Origin of the sequence: Moraxella sp. CTOTU47724, from assembly GCF_032014955.1 — a bacterium.
Classification (GTDB): Bacteria; Pseudomonadota; Gammaproteobacteria; order Pseudomonadales; family Moraxellaceae; genus Faucicola; species Faucicola tetraodonis.
This window is the reverse complement of the sequence record NZ_DALZSV010000008.1, coordinates 22,382-41,708: the sequence shown is the minus strand read 5'-3', so window position 1 is coordinate 41,708 and position 19,327 is coordinate 22,382. Positions and strand designations below refer to the sequence as shown.

Annotated in this window: 15 protein-coding genes, 1 tRNA gene and 1 pseudogene; 12 read left to right on the top strand and 5 right to left on the bottom strand. The window is 44.5% G+C overall.

Annotation, left to right across the window (positions count from 1 at the left end; translation table 11 throughout):
- Positions 1–78: 78 nt before the first annotated feature.
- Positions 79–1,026, bottom strand: a complete 948-nt coding sequence (locus RTR63_RS03250; RefSeq protein WP_050324205.1) for a pilin — start codon at positions 1,024–1,026, stop codon at positions 79–81.
- A gap of 127 nt (positions 1,027–1,153) precedes the next feature.
- Here RTR63_RS03250 and trmB point away from each other — a divergent pair, with 127 nt between their 5' ends.
- Together trmB and putP are read left to right on the top strand one after the other, a co-directional pair.
- Positions 1,154–1,990 carry a tRNA (guanosine(46)-N7)-methyltransferase TrmB gene (gene trmB / locus RTR63_RS03245; RefSeq protein ID WP_409418189.1) on the top strand — a complete coding sequence of 279 codons (837 nt, stop codon included), beginning with the start codon at positions 1,154–1,156 and terminating at the stop codon, positions 1,988–1,990.
- 209 nt (positions 1,991–2,199) lie between these two features.
- Positions 2,200–3,687: pseudogene (gene putP / locus RTR63_RS03240) on the top strand (sodium/proline symporter PutP).
- 201 nt (positions 3,688–3,888) lie between these two features.
- Here the strand turns inward: putP and RTR63_RS03235 are convergent.
- Positions 3,889–3,965: transfer RNA gene (locus RTR63_RS03235), tRNA-Met, on the bottom strand.
- A 346-nt stretch (positions 3,966–4,311) separates the two neighbouring features.
- On the opposite strand from RTR63_RS03235, the gene RTR63_RS03230 reads away from it, so the two are divergent.
- From RTR63_RS03230 to RTR63_RS03205, 6 genes are all read left to right on the top strand, one after another.
- The gene (locus tag RTR63_RS03230) at positions 4,312–5,481 is read left to right on the top strand and encodes a PhoH family protein (protein WP_312522626.1); all 1,170 of its coding nucleotides are present in this window, start codon (positions 4,312–4,314) and stop codon (positions 5,479–5,481) included.
- A 3-nt stretch (positions 5,482–5,484) separates the two neighbouring features.
- Positions 5,485–6,111: an rRNA maturation RNase YbeY gene (gene ybeY / locus RTR63_RS03225; RefSeq protein WP_312522624.1), complete on the top strand. Its 627-nt coding sequence runs from the start codon at positions 5,485–5,487 to the stop codon at positions 6,109–6,111.
- Between the two features lie 8 nt (positions 6,112–6,119).
- Positions 6,120–7,214: an asparaginase gene (locus RTR63_RS03220; RefSeq protein ID WP_312522622.1), complete on the top strand. Its 1,095-nt coding sequence runs from the start codon at positions 6,120–6,122 to the stop codon at positions 7,212–7,214.
- Between the two features lie 61 nt (positions 7,215–7,275).
- Positions 7,276–8,082, top strand: a complete 807-nt coding sequence (gene truA / locus RTR63_RS03215) for a tRNA pseudouridine(38-40) synthase TruA (RefSeq protein ID WP_219331033.1) — start codon at positions 7,276–7,278, stop codon at positions 8,080–8,082.
- Between the two features lie 127 nt (positions 8,083–8,209).
- Positions 8,210–8,431, top strand: coding sequence for a translation initiation factor IF-1 (infA, locus tag RTR63_RS03210; protein WP_007116282.1), 222 nt, complete (start codon positions 8,210–8,212; stop codon positions 8,429–8,431).
- 245 nt (positions 8,432–8,676) lie between these two features.
- On the top strand, positions 8,677–10,143 hold the full coding sequence (locus RTR63_RS03205) for an OmpP1/FadL family transporter (RefSeq protein WP_312522620.1): 1,467 nt from the start codon (positions 8,677–8,679) through the stop codon (positions 10,141–10,143).
- Positions 10,144–10,277: 134 nt separating this feature from the next.
- Here the strand turns inward: RTR63_RS03205 and RTR63_RS03200 are convergent, their stop codons facing one another.
- Both RTR63_RS03200 and RTR63_RS03195 read right to left on the bottom strand, forming a co-directional pair.
- Positions 10,278–11,384, bottom strand: coding sequence for an energy transducer TonB (locus RTR63_RS03200; RefSeq protein WP_312522618.1), 1,107 nt, complete (start codon positions 11,382–11,384; stop codon positions 10,278–10,280).
- Between the two features lie 133 nt (positions 11,385–11,517).
- A complete protein-coding gene (locus tag RTR63_RS03195; RefSeq protein WP_312522617.1) occupies positions 11,518–11,688 on the bottom strand; it encodes a DUF2256 domain-containing protein in 171 nt (56 codons plus the stop codon).
- Positions 11,689–11,916: 228 nt separating this feature from the next.
- On the opposite strand from RTR63_RS03195, the gene RTR63_RS03190 reads away from it, so the two are divergent.
- Positions 11,917–13,482: a cryptochrome/photolyase family protein gene (locus RTR63_RS03190; protein ID WP_312522615.1), complete on the top strand. Its 1,566-nt coding sequence runs from the start codon at positions 11,917–11,919 to the stop codon at positions 13,480–13,482.
- A 134-nt stretch (positions 13,483–13,616) separates the two neighbouring features.
- Here the strand turns inward: RTR63_RS03190 and RTR63_RS03185 are convergent, their stop codons facing one another.
- Positions 13,617–16,037: a glucose/quinate/shikimate family membrane-bound PQQ-dependent dehydrogenase gene (locus RTR63_RS03185; RefSeq protein ID WP_312522657.1), complete on the bottom strand. Its 2,421-nt coding sequence runs from the start codon at positions 16,035–16,037 to the stop codon at positions 13,617–13,619.
- 577 nt (positions 16,038–16,614) lie between these two features.
- On the opposite strand from RTR63_RS03185, the gene RTR63_RS03180 reads away from it, so the two are divergent.
- The 3 genes from RTR63_RS03180 to RTR63_RS03170 all read left to right on the top strand — a co-directional run bounded on the left by RTR63_RS03180 (position 16,615) and on the right by RTR63_RS03170 (position 19,253).
- Positions 16,615–17,592, top strand: a complete 978-nt coding sequence (locus tag RTR63_RS03180; protein WP_312522613.1) for a DUF1852 domain-containing protein — start codon at positions 16,615–16,617, stop codon at positions 17,590–17,592.
- A gap of 78 nt (positions 17,593–17,670) precedes the next feature.
- Positions 17,671–18,726, top strand: coding sequence for a methionine synthase (locus RTR63_RS03175; protein ID WP_312522611.1), 1,056 nt, complete (start codon positions 17,671–17,673; stop codon positions 18,724–18,726).
- A 20-nt stretch (positions 18,727–18,746) separates the two neighbouring features.
- A complete protein-coding gene (locus tag RTR63_RS03170) occupies positions 18,747–19,253 on the top strand; it encodes a flavin reductase (RefSeq protein ID WP_007116291.1) in 507 nt (168 codons plus the stop codon).
- Positions 19,254–19,327: the final 74 nt, after the last annotated feature.

Sequence of the window (19,327 nt, the reverse complement as noted above, 5' to 3'; positions counted from 1 at the left end):
GCTGTTGCTTAGGCTTCGGTTTTTTTTTGAAAACCACTGCCATCGCATCGGCTAGTGGTTGTAAGGACAACTATTTTATCAGCGCTCGGCAAGCATACACTGTTTGGGGATTTGCTTGCGATTGAGTGAGGTGATACAGCCCCAACTACCATCGACTTTACTATCGCCAATACGATACATGGTCAGCGTCTGACCATTGAGCCAGCGATTGGGAAACGGCACGCCTCGTACGGTCGCTTGAATCATACAATGACTGTCAGTTGGAATGCTTTCTGCTTGGGTAAGCACTTTTAGCACCACTTTTTGGTTATCTGTGCTTAGTGGTGTATTGACAGGACATTGACCGGTGGCTTTGTAGATGGCATCGACTCGCCCCTGTGCGCTTTCTACGATATCAAGCACCTCAAACAGCGTGGCATTGGCTTTTTGTTTGGCATAAATCGGCAAAAACTGCACTTGTATTACAAACAAAGAAAACGCATAAAACCCAAACGCCAGCGCCAAACCCACCAAACTCACCCCGCCGTGCCTGCGGATATGAGCGAGCTGTTTTTCCTCATCCCGCGGATACATTTCAATCGCATCGGCAATTTCACGGCGCGCCATCCGATAATAATAAGCATCGCTCCAACGTGCCACCATCACTGACCAAAACAGCCAAATCGCAAGCCCAATGCCAATACGTAGCGGCATACGAATCGCTTCATCAAGATTGCGTATCAATAAATACTCTATCGCCACCAAAATGATGGTGACATTGAGCTGAATAAATGACCATCCCGCCACCGAATAGACAATGCTATCTAAGAATCGCTTACGGTATAACAGCCAAGGAAACGTCATCAAAAACCCTGCCCAATGCCACTTTGCCGTCAATCGCCCTGCCTGATCAAACTGGGCAAAACGCTTGAGATAATAGGCCTGAGAACGATTGCCGATAAAGGCTTTGTCGTACATCAGACGCTGTTTATCGGTTAGCTGTGGCTGCCAAAATGGCGGCGGTGATGTTTTTTCAAGAAATAACATGGCGATTAGGGATTATCCATTGGTTGTGTTCACTTGTTGAGGTTTTTACTTTTTGGGGTTTTCACTTATAATAGCCGAATTTTATCACAACCACCCTTTATCACACCAACTACGATTTTTGCAAATGATGACACCCCAACATACCCAAACTTCTGAGACAGTCGATGCGGCTAAACCCGATGCACCATTGCTTTCTCCCAATCTCCCCACTAGCCCACAACCGAATGATGAAAACCCTGATTCATCCCCGCACTATCGCGCCATTCAAACTTTTATGAAACGCAAAACCCATGTGGGCAAAAAGGCAGAAGCTGGGTTACAGTCAGACTTTGCCCATTTTTTTGTCCAGCCCAATTTGGATGCAATACAAGCAATGGATATCGGTGGCATAACCAATTTGCGTGAGCTATTTTCAAACCCTGATGCGCCTTTGACACTGGAAATTGGCTTTGGTATGGGCACAAGCTTGGTAGAAATGGCAAAAAATGACCCAACACGAAACTTTGTCGGCATTGAAGTGCATGAGGCAGGACTGGGTAACTGTGCATTTTTGGCAGGGGAACTGGGTCTCAATAACCTCAAACTCATCAGTGGCGATGCCATTGCCCTGATGCAGCAATTACCGGCGGCGCATATTGACACGCTGCAGTTGTATTTTCCCGACCCTTGGCAAAAAAAGCGCCATTACAAACGCCGTTTTGTCAGTGCTGATCGCATGAGGGTGGTGGAACGGGTGCTTAAAAAAGGCGGCATGTTCCATGCTGCTACCGATTGGGAACATTATGCCCACTGGATGATTGAAGTCATGGATAGTTTAACCGCGTTTGCAAATGTCGAAGGCAAAAACAGCGAAGGTATAGGTAACTTTTTGCCACGTCCCGATTTTCGCCCCCTGACTAAATTTGAAAAACGCGGTATGGAGGAAGGTCGCGCTATTTACGATATTATGTATCGCAAAATTTAGCGCGTTGACAATTTTATGCCATAAACAGGATAATCAAAGCGATTATCCTTTTTTTATGCCTGATATTTTTCTACAATGTGACTTTTCGTTATTAGATGGTATCTATCAGGATGTCGATTAGCGTGTGATGCCACGTAAAATCTCTATGACTGCTATCAATTTTTAGTGGTTTTATTACCTTGAATCGGGATGACCTTAGGAGTGATGGGATGACACCCGTTTATATTACATTTACGTTGTATTTGATTTTGGTATTGGGCATCGGGTTTGCGGCATATTTTGCCACGCGTAACTTTGATGACTATATTTTGGGTGGTCGTAGTCTGGGCAGTTTTGTGACCGCGATGTCGGCAGGTGCGTCAGATATGTCAGGATAGCTGCTGATGGGGTTACCTGGGGCGATTTATGTATCGGGGTTGAGTGAATCTTGGATTGCGATTGGCTTGGTGATTGGTGCGTATTTTAACTGGCTTTTAGTGGCGGGTCGACTGCGGGTGCATACTGAGTTTAATAACAATGCGCTGACTTTGCCTGAATACTTTCACCACCGCTTTGGCGCCAACAATAAATTGATTAAAATTGCTTCGGCGGCGATTATTTTGTTTTTCTTTACCATTTATTGCGCCTCAGGCATTGTCGCAGGTGCGCGGCTATTTGAAAGCTTGTTTGAAATTGACTATGCCACGGCTATGTGGCTAGGGGCATTTGCCACCATTATCTATACCTTTATTGGGGGATTTTTGGCGGTAAGCTGGACGGATACTATTCAAGCAAGTTTGATGATTTTTGCACTGGTATTCGCACCCATCATGGTTTATTTAAACTTAGGCGGTATGGATGAAATTCATGCGGCGGTCAGTATGGCGGCACAGGCAAATAACAAAAACTACGGTAACTTGCTGTTTGGTACGTCATTCGTCGGTATCATCAGTGCGGCTGCGTGGGGCTTGGGTTATTTCGGTCAGCCGCATATTTTGGCGCGTTTTATGGCAGCAAATTCGGTCAAATCACTGAATAATGCTCGTCGTATCGGTATGACTTGGATGATTTTATGCCTAGCAGGCGCGGTAGCGGTAGGTTATTTTGGGCTTGCCTATATGACGGTGCATCCTGAGCAAACTGCCATTTTAAAAGATAATAACGAGCGTATCTTTATCGGTTTGGCACAATTGTTATTTAACCCTTGGATTGTCGGTGTGGTGTTGTCTGCTATTTTGGCGGCGGTCATGAGTACCCTCAGCTGTCAATTATTGGTATGCTCAAGCGCGATTACAGAAGATTTTTATAAAGGGTTTATTCGCCCTACTGCCACGCAAAAAGAGCTGGTTTGGATTGGTCGCTTCATGGTGCTTTTGGTCTCAGCGATTGCCATTGTCATTGCCCAAAACCCAGACAGCAAAGTATTAGGATTGGTCTCGTATGCATGGGCAGGATTTGGCGCGGCGTTTGGTCCTGTGGTATTGATGTCATTATTTTGGCGACGTATGACTGGCACAGGCGCGTTGGCAGGTATGCTTGTAGGCGCGTTGACGGTCATCGCTTGGAAACCATTAACCGGTAGTAGTCTGTATGAAATCGTACCAGGCTTTATTTTAGGCATGATTGCCATCTATGTGGTGTCGCTGTTAACGCCCGCATCTGACAAAGTTATGGCACGTTTTGATGATGCCAATAAAGCCTATAACGCAGCTCGTTAATATTGCATGACAATTTAAATAGTAATTTAAATGACAAAAGGGTGATACAGCTATCGCCCTTTTTTTGTTTTTCTTTTTCATTTTTTTATTGTCAAATGACAAACAACCAAATGACAAGCAACAAAAAAGCCAAACATCAAAATGCTTGGCTTAGCAAAATACGGGACTTATCAAAATACTGGGCGTTAAGTTATTTGCAAATGGTGGCGATGAAGAGACTTGAACTCTTGACCTCACGATTATGAGTCGTGCGCTCTAACCAGCTGAGCTACATCGCCATGTTTGGCAAATTTGCAGGATTTAGGCAGAATTTTTAAACTATTTCTTGCCTGTCATGGGGTGCATATTATGCGTATTTAACCCTATGTCGTCAAGCATTTTGTCACATTTTTTTTCATTTTCTCAAAATTTAATTTTTTGCCCGTCGTGGCTGAGCATTGGCTCCGTGTCGACCTCAAAATCACTTGAAATGACAAAAACCCGTGAACGTCACTTGAATTTTTGCATATATTTACCATAATAGTATCAACGTGCCAAAATATTATATTGGTTACTGTGATACTCCCCTAATCTCTCAACCTTATGATTTATCACAACTATAAGAACCCATAAAAGGAAGCACTCTTGAGCGATACCATCAGCAGAACGGTCGATTTATCATCTCTAAAAGCCCATCAACTCAAAACCCTATTGGGCGAATACAATAACCACATTAAGTACCTTGAACATCGCCTGTCAGTCCACATTCACCAACGCAAAACTGATTTTGTGATTTCAGGTGAGCTTGATTCAGTCACACGTGCTGAGCGTATCTTGGCACAGCTTGCCGATGAAGCACAAAGCAACGACGTCATCTCGCCAGAAGATTTGCACCTGCTCGTGCAAACGAGTTTTAGCCGCGAGCAAGATTTAGCGCTAGAAAATGATGCCGCTAGTGAAAATGGCAGCGAGCGCGCAGATAGTACTGATTTCACCCCAATTAGTTTGAGAACCCGTAAAGGAAAAATCATTCCCCGCGGTTACAACCAACAGCAATATGTCAAAAAAATCTTACTCTCTGATGTTTCGTTTGGCGTAGGGCCTGCAGGGACGGGTAAGACTTACTTGGCGGTGGCTTGTGCGGTGGATATGCTAGAGCGCAATGAGATTGAGCGTATTTTGCTTGTGCGCCCGGCGGTAGAAGCAGGGGAAAAACTGGGCTTTCTACCGGGGGATTTGACCCAAAAAATCGACCCTTATTTACGCCCACTTTATGACGCTTTATATGAAATGCTAGGGTTTGAAAAAGTGGCAAAACTGATTGAAAAACAAGTCATTGAAGTAGCCCCCCTCGCCTACATGCGCGGTCGTACCTTAAATAATTCGTTTGTGATTTTGGATGAAGCACAAAACACCACCCCTGAGCAGATGAAAATGTTTTTGACTCGTTTGGGTTTTGGCTCGCGGGCGGTCATCACGGGCGATATGTCACAGGTGGACTTACCTCGCGGCACCAAGTCAGGCTTGCGGCATTCGCTAGAAATCTTGGCGGATATTGAAGAAATTCATGTGACGCGGTTTGATAGCAAAGATGTGGTACGCCATCAATTGGTTCAAAAAATCGTGCAAGCCTACGATAAATACGATGAAGCGCAAGAAGCGATTAAAGAAGCCAAAAAGCAATCGCGCCTACTTGAACAAAGCCAAGCACAGTCACAAGCCGCAAGCTCGGCTATCGGGGTGACGGATAACAATGCACCGATTGATAAAGCTCCGATTGATAATGCACCCATTGATATAGGTATCGCGGAGTAGCTTATGTCATCAGCTTTACCAACCCAAATTGATTTAACAGGTGATTTAGCAGGCGCTTTGCCGCAAGCGCCGATGAGTCAAGTACCGATGAGTCAAGTGATAATTAGTTTTGCCGAAGACTTACTTGAACTGCCAACTTTTGGCGAACTTGAAGCCTTGTACCAACAAGACAAGATTGTCGCTATTTTGCAACAAGTTCTGCAGTATTTTGAAACCCATCAAGACACTACTGAGATACCTAGTCAACTGGGTGAATTTATCTTTCAAAAAACGGTTGAATTAGAAATTTATGTCACGGAGCCTGTGGAAGCTCGCGCCATCAATTTGGAGGCGCGTGGCAAAGACTACGCTACCAATATTTTATCCTATGCCAGTGAATTGCCTGAAGCTGTGCTAGAATTACTGCCCGCACTGCCGCTAGGTGAACTAGTGATTTGCCATGCGGTGGTGGTTAGTCAAGCCGCTGAACAAGGCAAAACGGCTCAGCAGCATCTAACCCATTTGCTGGTGCATGGGATGCTGCATTTACTGGGTTTTGACCATGAACTTGGGCAAGCTGAGCAAGATGAAATGGAAGCGATTGAAATCGCTGTCCTTGATAAGTTATCCATTGCCAACCCTTATGAGTAAAATTTCAATTGAGTAAATCTATCAGCAAATCAGGTATTGGCATCATCTACGCGGGCGGCACTTTTGGCAGTTATGGCAAACCGCTTGCTAGCTTAGATGCTGATATTTTTTTACCTGTGTTATCACAGATACTACAGACCCATTTTGCCACCTACCCAAACCATGCACACGACCCTGTGGATTGGCGGATATTGGATAATGATGTCATTAAAGACAGTAGCCAGTTAACACCTGCCGATTTTGCGCATTTTTATCAATTGATACTACAAGCCATTGGACAAGGGCTTCGCCAATTTGTGGTGCTAACAGGCACCGATACGCTCAGCTACCTCGCGGCTTTTTTGGCAGAGTGTTTTGCGGGTAGTCATATCAGTATTGTGGTGACAGGGGCGATGAGACCTTTGCTTGATAGCAATGTGTTAACCGATTACCGCATCGACCCGCAGAGCGATGCCACACAGAATTTATTTGATGCCTGTAAACTAGCCCGTCATGGTGAGCCTGGGGTGCGGGTGTGTTTTTCTGGTGAAGATTGGCCTGCCCAAACTGTGCAAAAAATTCATAGCCATGATTTAATGGCGTTTGTGGGGCACCACCGTGCTGGTTATCCCGCCAATAGCTATACCTCAAAAATCACCGAGGCTCAGCATCAACTTTGGCTAGAAGATCGGTTGAGTGAATTGCCGCAAGTCTTTGACAGCTTGTCCCATGCCAACATTGCCACACTCTATTTGACGCCCGTGGATACGCATTTGCTCGCTGCTCGCTTGGGTAATTTATTGTCTGAAAAACCTGATGCCATCATTATTTTGGCATTTGGTGCAGGCAATGTGCCGTATGCCGAATCCATCAAAAACCAATTATTACAGGCGAAAAAACAAGGCTGTCTGGTTGCAGTGACCACCCAATGCGCGTATGGCGGCGTCAGCCAAGCGTATGAAGCGGGGGCATGGCTGGCTCAGTGTGAAGTTTTGATGACGGGACGATTGACCTTACCTGCGATATTTGCTCGTCTGCTTTGGTTGATTGGCAGTTATGATACCCCTGCTCGCCGCCGTCAGCGCTGGGCGCATTGTCTAAAAGATACCCACACCGTCGCCTAATAACTGATTAGTTGTTATACTAGGCTTTTTTATCGTAGGTTTTGGCAAATTTGGCTTTTTTATGACTGTAAATACTTATGCGATCAGCATCGAATTTATTGGTACTCGCTATCGCGGCTGGCAACGACAACAAGAAGTTGATAGTATTCAGCAGCATGTTGAAGCAGCGTTATCAAAGATAGCCAATGAACCCATAGAAGTCATCGCTGCAGGTCGTACTGATGCCGGTGTCCATGCGTCAAATATGATAGCCCATTTTCAGACCAGTGCCACGCGTCAGCCTTATAATTGGCTGCGTGCCGCAAATTCTCTACTACCTGATGATATCGCGGTGCGCTGGATACAAGTGATGCCTGCTGAGTTTCATGCGCGCTTTTCTGCCATTGCTCGACGCTACCGCTATATTACCCTCAACCACCCCTTTCGACCTGCGATACTCAATCAGCAAATTACTCATGAGTACGCCCCGCTTAATGTCCAACTGATGCAGCAGGCAGCGACCTACCTTGAAGGCACCCATGATTTTACCAGTTTTCGTGCCGCTTCCTGTCAATCTAACCAGCCTGTGCGCCATGTCCATTTTGCCAAATTAATTCAGCATGGTGAGCTATTGGTACTGGATATCCAAGCCGATGGTTTTTTGCATCACATGGTGCGAAATATTATGGGTACGTTATTTGAAATTGGGCGCAGTGAAAAGCCAGTCGCATGGATTGAGACATTGCTACTTAGCAAAAATCGGTCACTTGCGGCAGCGACGGCTTCTGCCGATGGGCTGTACTTTATCAACGCGCTATATCCACCCCAATTTCAATCACTGTTACCGGCAACAAGGCTATCCCCTATTTGGCTAAATTTGCCTGAATAAGGGCGCGATGCGCGCAAATCTTTTAGCTGTTTTTTTCAATTGATTGATTTAGGGGTTAAAAGTTGCGATAACACACGCATCAGCGTATAATCTGCATTTATACATTTGACTCATAGATATAGGTATTATGGCAAAAAAAGACGATGTAATTGAATTTGAAGGCGAAGTGGTCGATACTTTACCTAACACATTATTTAAAGTGCGTTTAGAAAATGGGCATGAAATTATTGCGCATATTTCTGGAAAAATGCGTAAAAACTATATTCGTATCTTAACGGGCGATAAAGTTAAAGTTGAAATGACACCTTACGACTTATCGAAAGGACGTATTACTTATCGCGGTCGATAGTTGTTTAGGCACATATAGTCAGTAAAAAGAGGGTGTTAACTCATTGGGTTAACACCCTCTTTTTTTCGTGACTGCTCAGGTCAATAAATTCTTACAAAAATGTGATTCTATGGTTGTCAATTGTTAAAATTTTGATTATTCTTTGACTGACGAAAGGAAGGTATTACGTCAATTTTAATTTACTGATAAGTTTTTGTTAAATTAGCTGTTAGACGTGATGATTAACATCAAACAGGGAGCTTCACATGTCATTTAAAATTTCTTCTCTTGCGCTAGCTGTTGCTACGCTTTCTACTGTTTCTATCGCAAATGCCGCCGGTTTAGACCGCTCTACCCAACCAAGCTGGGCTTTTACCGAGCAAGGTACTTTTGCCTATGTGGAGCACATTACTATCGCTCCAACAGTCGAGGGTAAAGATAACAAAAAAGTTGCGACAACTGACGCAAACTTTACCGCTGGTCGCAATGTCCCTGATATGGCAGAGGATTACCAGTTTTTAAACTTTGGGGCAAAAGCCGATGTTAATGACACCATCAGCGTAGGGGCATTTTTTGATCAGCCTTGGGCCGCAGATGTTGAGTATTCTGGCGATAACAACTTTGTTGGCGCACCAACTGCGGTTATTGGTGGTATTTTGAACGATGTGACTACTGCTTTACGAACACAAAACGCGCAAGCACCTGCTATTACTTCGGTAGAAGAGTTCAATGGCTTGACTACACAACTAGGATTGTCGCCAGCTCAACTTCCTACGCTTCAAAATCAGCTAACTCAAGTGAATAATGGCTTAGCAGCCAATCCAAATTCTACTACTCTTCAAACTCAAAGAGCTCGATTGGAAAGTGCTATTAAGCTTATAAATGCAAATGTTGCAGCTAATGGACTATCTACGGTCTCTGGGGCAACCAACGTTTCTGTCAGCAGCCAAAATTTCACAGGACTGTTGGGGGTAAAACTGGGTGAAAAGAAAAACATTCAAATCTATGGTGGTCCTACGATTCAGCGTTTAGAAGGTGATGTCCACTTACGTGGTAACGCTTATAAAACCGCCTCTGGGTATGATGCAAATATTACGCGTGATACGGCTTATGGCTGGATGGCTGGGATTGCTTATTTAAAACCTGAAATTGCCCTCAAAGCCGCGTTAACTTATCGCTCAGAAATTGACCATGATACAACGACGTATGAAAATTTCCCAGCATTAGCTGCTAGAGGATTACCTACTCAAGGCACCAATGAAATTACTATCACCACGCCAAAATCTGTTAACTTAGATTTCCAAACAGGTATCAATCCAACAACCCTTTTAACCGCAAAAGCACGTTGGGTACCTTGGAGCGATTTTGCGATTAAACCAACAATCTATGGTAAAGCAAGCGGTTTAAATTTAGTTTCTTATGACGATGACGCTTGGACTGCTGAAGTCGGTCTAGGTAAGAAACTATCACCACAATTAGCTATTTCGGGCGCTGTGGGTTATGACTCAGGTGCAGGCAATCCCATCACTTCTCTAGGACCTGTGGAAGGTAACTGGAATGTGGGCTTGGGGGCAAAATACAATTTGACACCTGAATGGGCTGTCTCAGGCGGCGTTAAATACTTGATGTTTGGTGATGCCAAAGCGAAACTACCCGATGGTAGCATTGTTGGCGATTTCCAAGACAATGATGGCTGGGTATACGGCGTACGTTTATCTTACCAAAAGAAATAAGCTAACTTTCAATAACATGAAAGCCAATCTGTTCATCAGATTGGCTTTTTTTATGTGTCTAGGTAATCAATTGTTACACAGTAAGCCCTTCATGATTATTACATAGGTGCCGCTTCAACCATATATTGTAGGGTTTAATTTGCAAGATTGGTCAGTGCTATGGTGAGATTACCAATGCTTGGTACCGTGACGCCATTGGCTTTTTTTGGGTAAAGTTTGGCTTTTTGCACTTGTTGGCAAATAAATTTATCCACCTCTGGATCACCCGATGTTTGCGTAATCCTGCATTTTTCCACGTCACCTTTGGCATTGACATTAAGTTTTACTTGCAGGCTTGATAGCTGCTTTAGTGTCACAATACGCGATAAATTGGGTGGTAACTGCGTGTTCGGTTTTTTCTGCCAACTTGCATCCGCATTGCCAAAGGTGATGGGTGTTGCTGGTTTTGCTGACGAATTAATAGCTGGGACATCGGGGATAGCTGAAATAACTGGGCTAACGGGCTGATTTGGCGTTTTTTGTATTTGAGGGCGCATCGAGTCTTTAGATGATTTAGCAGATGATTTAGCACGCTCATCGTGAGTTATAGGTTTTAAAGCATTATCGGCATTGGTATGGCTTTGGTTGATGGTCGCTGATTTGGACTGAGTAAGAGATTGGCTATTATTTAAATTTATGTTGCGTTCTATTTGTGCCGCTTGCTGTTGTTTATAGTGAGCGTTATTTTCACGCGCGTTCATTAATGGCTCGCTAGGAATATCTTGTGATTTTTTTTGGGGTTGAGTTTGGCTTTGACTTGTTTTAGATAACGAATTTTTAGGTTGACTGGCTTTTTTTTGGTTAGCCGAATTATCCATCGTTGGTCTGAGTTCGATTGGCTTGTGGCTACTATTTTTTGCTGGGTGATTCACCAGTTTAGCGGGTGTAGGGTTTGGTTTTGGGAACGTTTTTTCTTTAATATCAGCTACTTGTGTGTTAGTGCTAGGATAAGCTTGCTTGGTAGGGTTTGCATGATTAATGGCGACAGGCGGTTGTGAATGGTAGGTCTGCGAGGAGTGAGGCTTCAGCTGGATAAAGCTAATTTCTAGCGGCTGTGTGGTTTGCGGTTTGATTTTTAATGGCGTTTGGTACTGAAAAAATAGATATAGCAGCAGCCCATGCAACGCGGTAACGATGCCAACTACCACTACCCTAATATATAGTTTTGACGATTTGTTATCAGATGATGGGGTAGATAGCATAACAGGGAAATCGTTTGATGCACGCTTGAATGATGGGAGATGACATTGCCATCTTAATATAATTATGTCATAAATCAAATAGTTAGTTTGCTATTTGATTTTGGGTCTATCACAAGTCAATGAGTTTTTAGGGTTATTTTTTTAATTTGCTGCTACGGCTATTACCTTGACAGCGCTTTGAGCAATAAATGACATTCACCCAATCTTTTTCCCATTTTTTTCGCCAGGTAAATGGACGCTGACACATTGGGCAGATTTTGCTCGGTAAATCAGATTTTTTAACGGTTTTATTAGAATTTTTCATCGTACCTTTCTATAGATTTACTTAATCGCTGGCTATTTAAAGCACGTAAATCTATTATCTATTATCTAGTTTAGTTGACTTTTTATGTGGGTCATTGCACATTTTTGCAACGGGATAACTGGCTTTTACCGTTATGATGGCGCAACAAACCTGAAAAAATGTCTTGGGAAACCAAGCCTTTGTTGACATAATACCCTAACTATAAATTGTTGTATTGGGGTAAAGATAATGAGCAGCACAATGAACTTGATGTGGTTTCGCCAAGATTTGCGCACCTTTGACAATACCGCTTTTGCGGCTTGCTGTGAGCATGCACGGCAAAATCATGCTGGCGTCATCGCCGTGGTTTATTTGACACCCAAGCAATGGCAATCACACCGCAAATCGCTGTGGCAAATTGACTTGATACTGCGGCAAATCCGCGCACTTGAGCAGAGCTTATCTCAGTTGAATATTGGTACCATCGTCAGAGTGGTGGATGATTTTGCCTTGCAGGCGACGGACGTACTTGAGCTTTGCCAGCAGCTTGCTATAAGCCATTTATTTGCCAATCTGGAGTACCCGGTGAATGAAGTTGCCCGCGATCAGTATATCGCCCAGCAGGCTCAGTCGTTAGGCATAGTTACTCAATGGTTTGATGATAGTCAAGTGATTGACCCTCAGCGTATCGTCACCGACAAAGGTATGCCGTACAAAGTCTTTACCCCTTTTTACAAGTGTTGGCTTGCGATGATTGAAACTGGCGGCTTAACCCTATCGCCCACCCCTGCTGCCATGGCTATAAACACCACACAACTTGCCAAGGACAGCCGCAATACCAATACCAATATCAATACCAATACCAATACCAATGACCATATAATGATTGATGCATTTTATCGCGCTTATCTTCACCCCACCGCTGCGCTTGATAAACAACTCAATCACGTGAGTAAGTTAGCACAATTGTTATACCCTGCCGGTGAAGCGGCTGCCCAATTACGACTGGATGATTTTTTAAAAAACCATATCGCTGATTACAATACCGCCAGAGACGTGCCCGCTTTGAATAATCACTTGGGTGCGACCAGTCGTTTATCGCCCTATTTGGCCATCGGTATACTATCACCCAGATTATGCTATCTCAAAGCCAGACAAGTGCTGAACAGTCAGCAAGGACTGGGAAGTGAGAAAGACATCATGCGCTGGATTAGCGAGCTGGCTTGGCGCGATTTTTATTATGACGTTATGGTTAACCGTCCAGATATCGTTAAAGGCAAGGCGTTTTTGACCCCACTCGATGAATCTGTGGCTTGGCGCTATGACCTAGCCGACTTTGAAAGCTGGTATCAAGGTAAGACCGGTGTGCCGCTGGTGGATGCAGCGATGCGCTGTCTCAATGCTACAGGTTTTATGCACAATCGGCTGCGTATGGTGGTGGCGATGTATCTGAGCAAAAACCTATTAATCGATTGGCGTTGGGGTGAGGCGTATTTTATGCAGCATTTGGTAGATGGTGATTTTGCCAGTAATAATGGCGGATGGCAATGGTCAGCTTCCGTCGGTACCGATGCCCAACCTTATTTTCGGGTCATGAATCCATTTAATCAGGCGGCAACACATGACCCTGACGCCAGCTATATTCAACACTGGTTACCCGAGCTTGCAACAGTGCCAGCTAACATCATCAACGATGAGCAAAAACTGCAAACCTACCTAAAACAACATCCTCACATCGCCTATCCAAAGCTTGACACCCCAACAAAAGTCTCACGGGCGATGGCGATTGAGGCATTTAAAAAACCAGTTGAGTAATTGCTATCGTTAAGTGTTTTTTAATTGCTGATATAAATTATGACTAAATACACTGCCCACTTAATCTAGGCTCATAAAAAAACCACGTTAAAATGTTAACGTGGTTTTCTTAAAGCCTCAATAAGCCTCAATGACTAATCGGGTAACGCATAGGCAACCATGTAGTCACCCATCTTGGTACCAAACGAGCCATGCCCGCCTGCCATGATGACCACATACTGTTTGCCATTAATCTCATAAGTCATTGGCGTGGCTTGCCCACCAGCAGGCAAACGCGCTTCCCAGAGTTTATCGCCGTTACTGACATTAAAAGCACGGATATAATTATCTTGGGTCGCCGCGACAAACATCACATTTCCCGCTGTCGAAATCGAACCACCCAGTCCGGGTACACCGATTTTTAATGGCGGTAACTGCATCAGTTTTGGTAAGCTATCACGGATAGTACCGATACGTTTTTTCCACACGATTTGATGCGTGGTCAAGTCCACCCCTGCCACATAGCCCCAGCCAGGTTGTTTACAAGGTAATCCGACAGGTGATAAGAAAGGTTTGATTTCCACACCATAAGGCGCACCATACATAGGCTGGACGCCTTGTTCAGTGCCTGCGCCTTTTTCTTTTTGTGGACGGTTAGGATCTTGTGGGATCAAAGTACTAACGAAAGGTAACGCTAAAGGATTCATCACCGCGACTTGGCGATCGGGATTGACTGAAATACCGCCCCATTCAAATACCCCTAAATTGCCTGGGAAAACCAAGGTACCGTTTTCTGACGGTGGCGTATAGATACCCTCATAATTGAGTGATTTAAAATACGCACGGCAATATAGCTGGTCAAACATGGTCGCGCCCCACATATCTTTATCCTGCAGCGGATTCGGTGGCGCAAGGTTTAACTCAGAAAATGGCTGAGTGGCAGCGTATTTTTCACCTTTGGTTTGGTTACCGCGTTTGACCGTTTGCGGCACGGCACGTTCTGTCACCGGTACCACAGGTTTACCCGTGCGGCGGTCAAGGACAAACACATTGCCCGTTTTGGTGGTGACATAGACCACAGGCGTGGTTTTGCCCGTTTGGTCAGTCAATTCTGCAATGGTTGGCTGCGAGGGTACATCCATATCCCACAAGTCGTGATGCGTGGTCTGGAAGCTCCATAGCACTTTACCTGTGGTGCCATTGAGCGCAACAACCGAGTTGGCAAAACGCTCTTGTAGTCGGTCACGATTGCCGCCCCAAATATCTGGCGTACCCACACCGACAGGCACATATACGACATCGGCTTGGCTATCATACGCAAGCGGTGCCCATGCATTTGGCGAGTTGTGTACAAATTTTTGCCCAGGTGCTGGGATGGCGTTGGGGTCTTCTGCGCCTGTGTCAAACACCCACATTAATTTACCGGTATTAACATCATAGCCACGGATAACGCCCGAAGGCTCTTTAGTAGAGAGGTTGTCAGTCACAGACCCACCGATGACAATCGTCGTCCCTGTCACTACAGGTGGTGACGTTGGGTTATAGCCACCGGGATAGGGGTATGGCATATCTTGTTGCAGATTGACTTCACCATTGGTACCAAAATCGCTACAACGTTGACCCGTATCGGCATTGACGGCGACTAAGCGACCATCATTGACCGGCAAAATAATTTTGCGCGGGCAAAGCGCCGATTTAGTTTGGCGCGCTTGTAAACTGGCAGCATTTTTACTGACATTGGCGTCATCGTGATACGATACCCCACGGCAGGTCAAATGTTGGAAGGTTTTATCTGATTTAAGTTTCGGATCAAACCGCCATTTTTGTTTACCTGTGGCAGGGTCAAGCGCAATCAAAAACTGATGCGCGGTACAAAAATATAAGGTATTGTTGACTTTAAGCGGGGTGACTTGGTTGGTGGTTTCCCCAGAATCATTAGCAGTTTTAAAGTCGCCAGTACGAAACGTCCACGCTTCTTTAAGATTTTTGACATTGCTATCATTGATTTGGGTCAAAGGTGAATAGCGTGTACCTTCAGGTGTCCGTCCATAATCGGTCCAATCGCCAGGAGCAATGCCTGCCAGTGGTTTTGGCGTAGGCTGCGCACGGGTGATGGTACCGTTGATTTCTTGGGGGTCATGAAAAGCGGCATAACCCATCAACGCAAAAATTGATAGAATGACTAAGCCTAAGCCATGTCGAACCGGAGTTATCCAAGTATGATCAAATAACGTTGCTTTAGGCGTTGATGATGGATCTGCTGAGTTAATTGGCTGATGAGATTTAACATAGCGGGTGATATGTGGCAACCATAGCCAAATCCCCATAAAGGTTAAAATATCCAGTCTAGGGGCAAGTGCCCAAAAATCGCTGCCCACTTCCCATAGCGACCATACCGCTGTCACAACCAATAAGGCAGCAAACAGCCAGAGCGCCAATGCAGCGCGTTTTTTAAGTAATACCGCCGTAGCTAATATCCAAATACCGGCTACCAAGTAGTACCACGAGCCGCCCAAACTAATGAGATAAATCCCGCCAAACAATAATACAAAGCCTATGATGGCAAAAATCGCCATCGTGATATAGGGTGGTTTTACCGCATTGATTGCTGACGAGGGTATATTTTGATGATTGCTTATTGTCATATCACCCTCCTTATTTTCCCGTGATTATAGAGCGGGCTATTCACCCTTTAATGCTACAGACTTGTAGCTTAATGTTGGTAATTGGTAAGTTAACCTTTCTGATGAATAATTACTTGTTTTATACCTACAAAATTTATTACTTTGTTGCACAAATTATTTTTTATTTATCAACTTTTGTTGAATATGCAAAACTTCTAACAAAATTAATCTTCTTCAACCTCAAAAAATACACAGCATCACTAGCTTCGCTGAATCTATGTTAGGAAATTTTGACATCGCTAATACCAAATCTCAGTGCTGCTAAAAAACGGTTAGACACTCTCTAGCCGTTTTTTATTCAAGTGAATACTTAAAATGAATAAAATTCATTATTTTTAAATTTTAATTCGTTTTTATTCATCTTAATTTTAGCGTATAACTGTCTTTGTACTTTTAGCAGTGACGATTTTTAGTAATCGTAGGGTGCTAAAAGAAAATTTTTTGCGTGACTGTTACGGAGATTATAGACATGACTTTACCGATTGATTGTCATATCAAAACCATTGCCTTTGATGAAAACTACCAACCTGCCAAAGATACTAGGCTGACTACCAACTTTGCCAATCTGGCACGGGGTGAACACCGCGAGCAAAACTTACGCAATACCCTGCAAATGATTAACCGTCGATTTAATGACTTGGCACATTGGGACAATGTGACTGGCGACCGCTATCAGGTCGAGCTTGAGATTGTATCTGCCAATCTTGAGATAGCGGGTACGAAAGACAGCTTTCCGGCTATTGAGATTTTAAAAACCGTTATCTTTGACACCCATACCCAGCAGCGAATCGATGGCATCGTGGGTAACAGTTTTTCTTCCTATGTGCGCGATTATGACTTTAGTGTATGGCTGTTGGCGCATAACAAAAACCAGCCATCGTTTAGCGTGCCCGAGCGCTTTGGGGATTTGCATGGTAAGTTGTTTGAGTATGTGTTGAACTCGCCTGCCTATCGTGAGCAATTTAACAAACCCCCGGTGATTTGTCTGAGTGTATCGACCACTAAGACCTACACCCGAACCGCCAATTGTCATCCGATTTTGGGCACTGAATATGTACAAGACGCGTATTCGCTGACAGATGAGTACTTTAGCAAAATGGGGTTATCGGTGCGTTATTTTATGCCGCCAAAATCAGTGGCGCCTTTTGCATTTTATTTTAAAGGTGATTTGCTCAATGACTACACCAACCTTGAGCTTATCAGCGCGATTAGCACGATGGAAACGTTCCAAAAAATCTATCGTCCTGAGATTTATAACGCCAATACCGTGGCAGGTCAAAGTTATCAACCCAGTTTAAATCATGAGGATTATTCACTGACCAAAATCGAGTATGACCGTGAAGAACGTAGCCAGCTGGCGATTCAACAAGGTCAATACACAGAAACCCACTTTATCAAACCCTATCAAACCTTGTTACAAAATTGGTTAAATTCCCAAGTCGCTTAACCCAAGTAGCTTAACCCAAGTAGCTTAGTAAGTCGCTTAAGCAGTTTTTGCTGACACCAAACAATTAAAGAGAAAACAATGACGACACTTTTTCCAACATCAACGGCAGGTAGCCTGCCTAAACCAAGCTGGCTTGCTGAACCTGAACAACTTTGGTCACCTTGGAAGCTAACAGACAGCGCCCTTGTCCAAGGCAAACAAGACGCGTTATTGGTATCATTGCAGCAGCAACTAGCGGCAGGCATTGATATTGTGAGTGATGGCGAGCAGACCCGCCAACATTTTGTCACCACCTTTATTGAGCATCTAGATGGGGTTGATTTTGCCAATCGCGCTACGGTAAAAATTCGCAATCGCTATGAAGCCAGTGTGCCGACTGTGGTGGGTGCGGTGTCGCGCCCGCAATCGGTATTTGCTGAGGACGCCAAGTTTTTACGTCAGCACACAGACAAACCTATCAAATGGGCGCTACCTGGACCCATGACCATGATTGATACCTTAAGTGACCAATACTACGGCAGCCGCGAAAAGCTGGCTTGGGAATTTGCCACCCTACTCAACCAAGAAGCCAAAGAACTCGAGGCGGCAGAGGTTGATATTATTCAATTTGATGAGCCTGCCTTTAATGTATTTTTTGATGAAGTTAATGATTGGGGCATTGCGGCACTCGAACGTGCTATCGAAGGGTTGAAATGTGACACTGCCGTCCATATCTGTTATGGTTATGGTATCAAAGCCAATACCGATTGGAAACAAACCTTGGGCAGTGAATGGCGACAATATGAAGCCATCTTCCCCAAACTACAGCAATCGGCGATTGATATGGTGTCGCTAGAATGTCACAATTCGCGCGTACCGATGGAACTTATCGAATTGATTCGTGGCAAAAAAGTGATGGTGGGCGCGATTGATGTGGCGACGCATCAGATAGAAACGCCTGAGCAAGTGGCAGCAACGCTACATAAAGCCTTGCAGTTTGTGGATGCCAAAAATTTGTACCCTTGTACCAATTGCGGGATGGCGCCGCTCCCCCGTCATGTGGCACAAGGCAAGTTGTCTGCCTTAGCACAAGGCGCCAAGCTTGTCCGAAATGACTATTTAGCCACGCATCAATTGGACGACCTCATAATTTAAAAAGTACTTTGGAAAAAATAATGGTTGACGTTACTGATTTTAGAAATGCCATGTCGATGTTATCGGCTGCGGTCAATGTGGTCACTACTGATGGCCCTGCGGGTCGTCATGGCTTTACTGCATCGGCGGTGTGCAGTGTAACCGATACCCCACCGACCTTGCTCGTATGCATGAATACCGCCTCACGCTCGTATGAATATTTCGTGCAAAACAAGGTATTGGCGGTGAATGTGCTTGCCGATCATCATGCACCATTATCTGCGGTTTTTGCATCAAAACTCGAAGCGCAAGCGCGCTTTGAGCATGGCACATGGCATACCTTGATGACCCAATCACCGATTTTGGACAATGCCTTGGCGAGCTTTGATTGCCAAATCGAGCAAATCCAGGAAGTCGGCACACACGGGATTTTTATTTGTCGTATCGAAGCCATACAACAAGGCAAAGACCAGACAGGCTTGGTGTATTTTAATCGTGAATACCATGCCGTCAATAAAATTAAAGTCGAAACGCCCAACCAACCATAATGCCAAGCACAGAGTCAGATTTTGTACAATCCAAGCGAATTAATGCTAAAGTAGTCACTCTTATCAATAGTTAC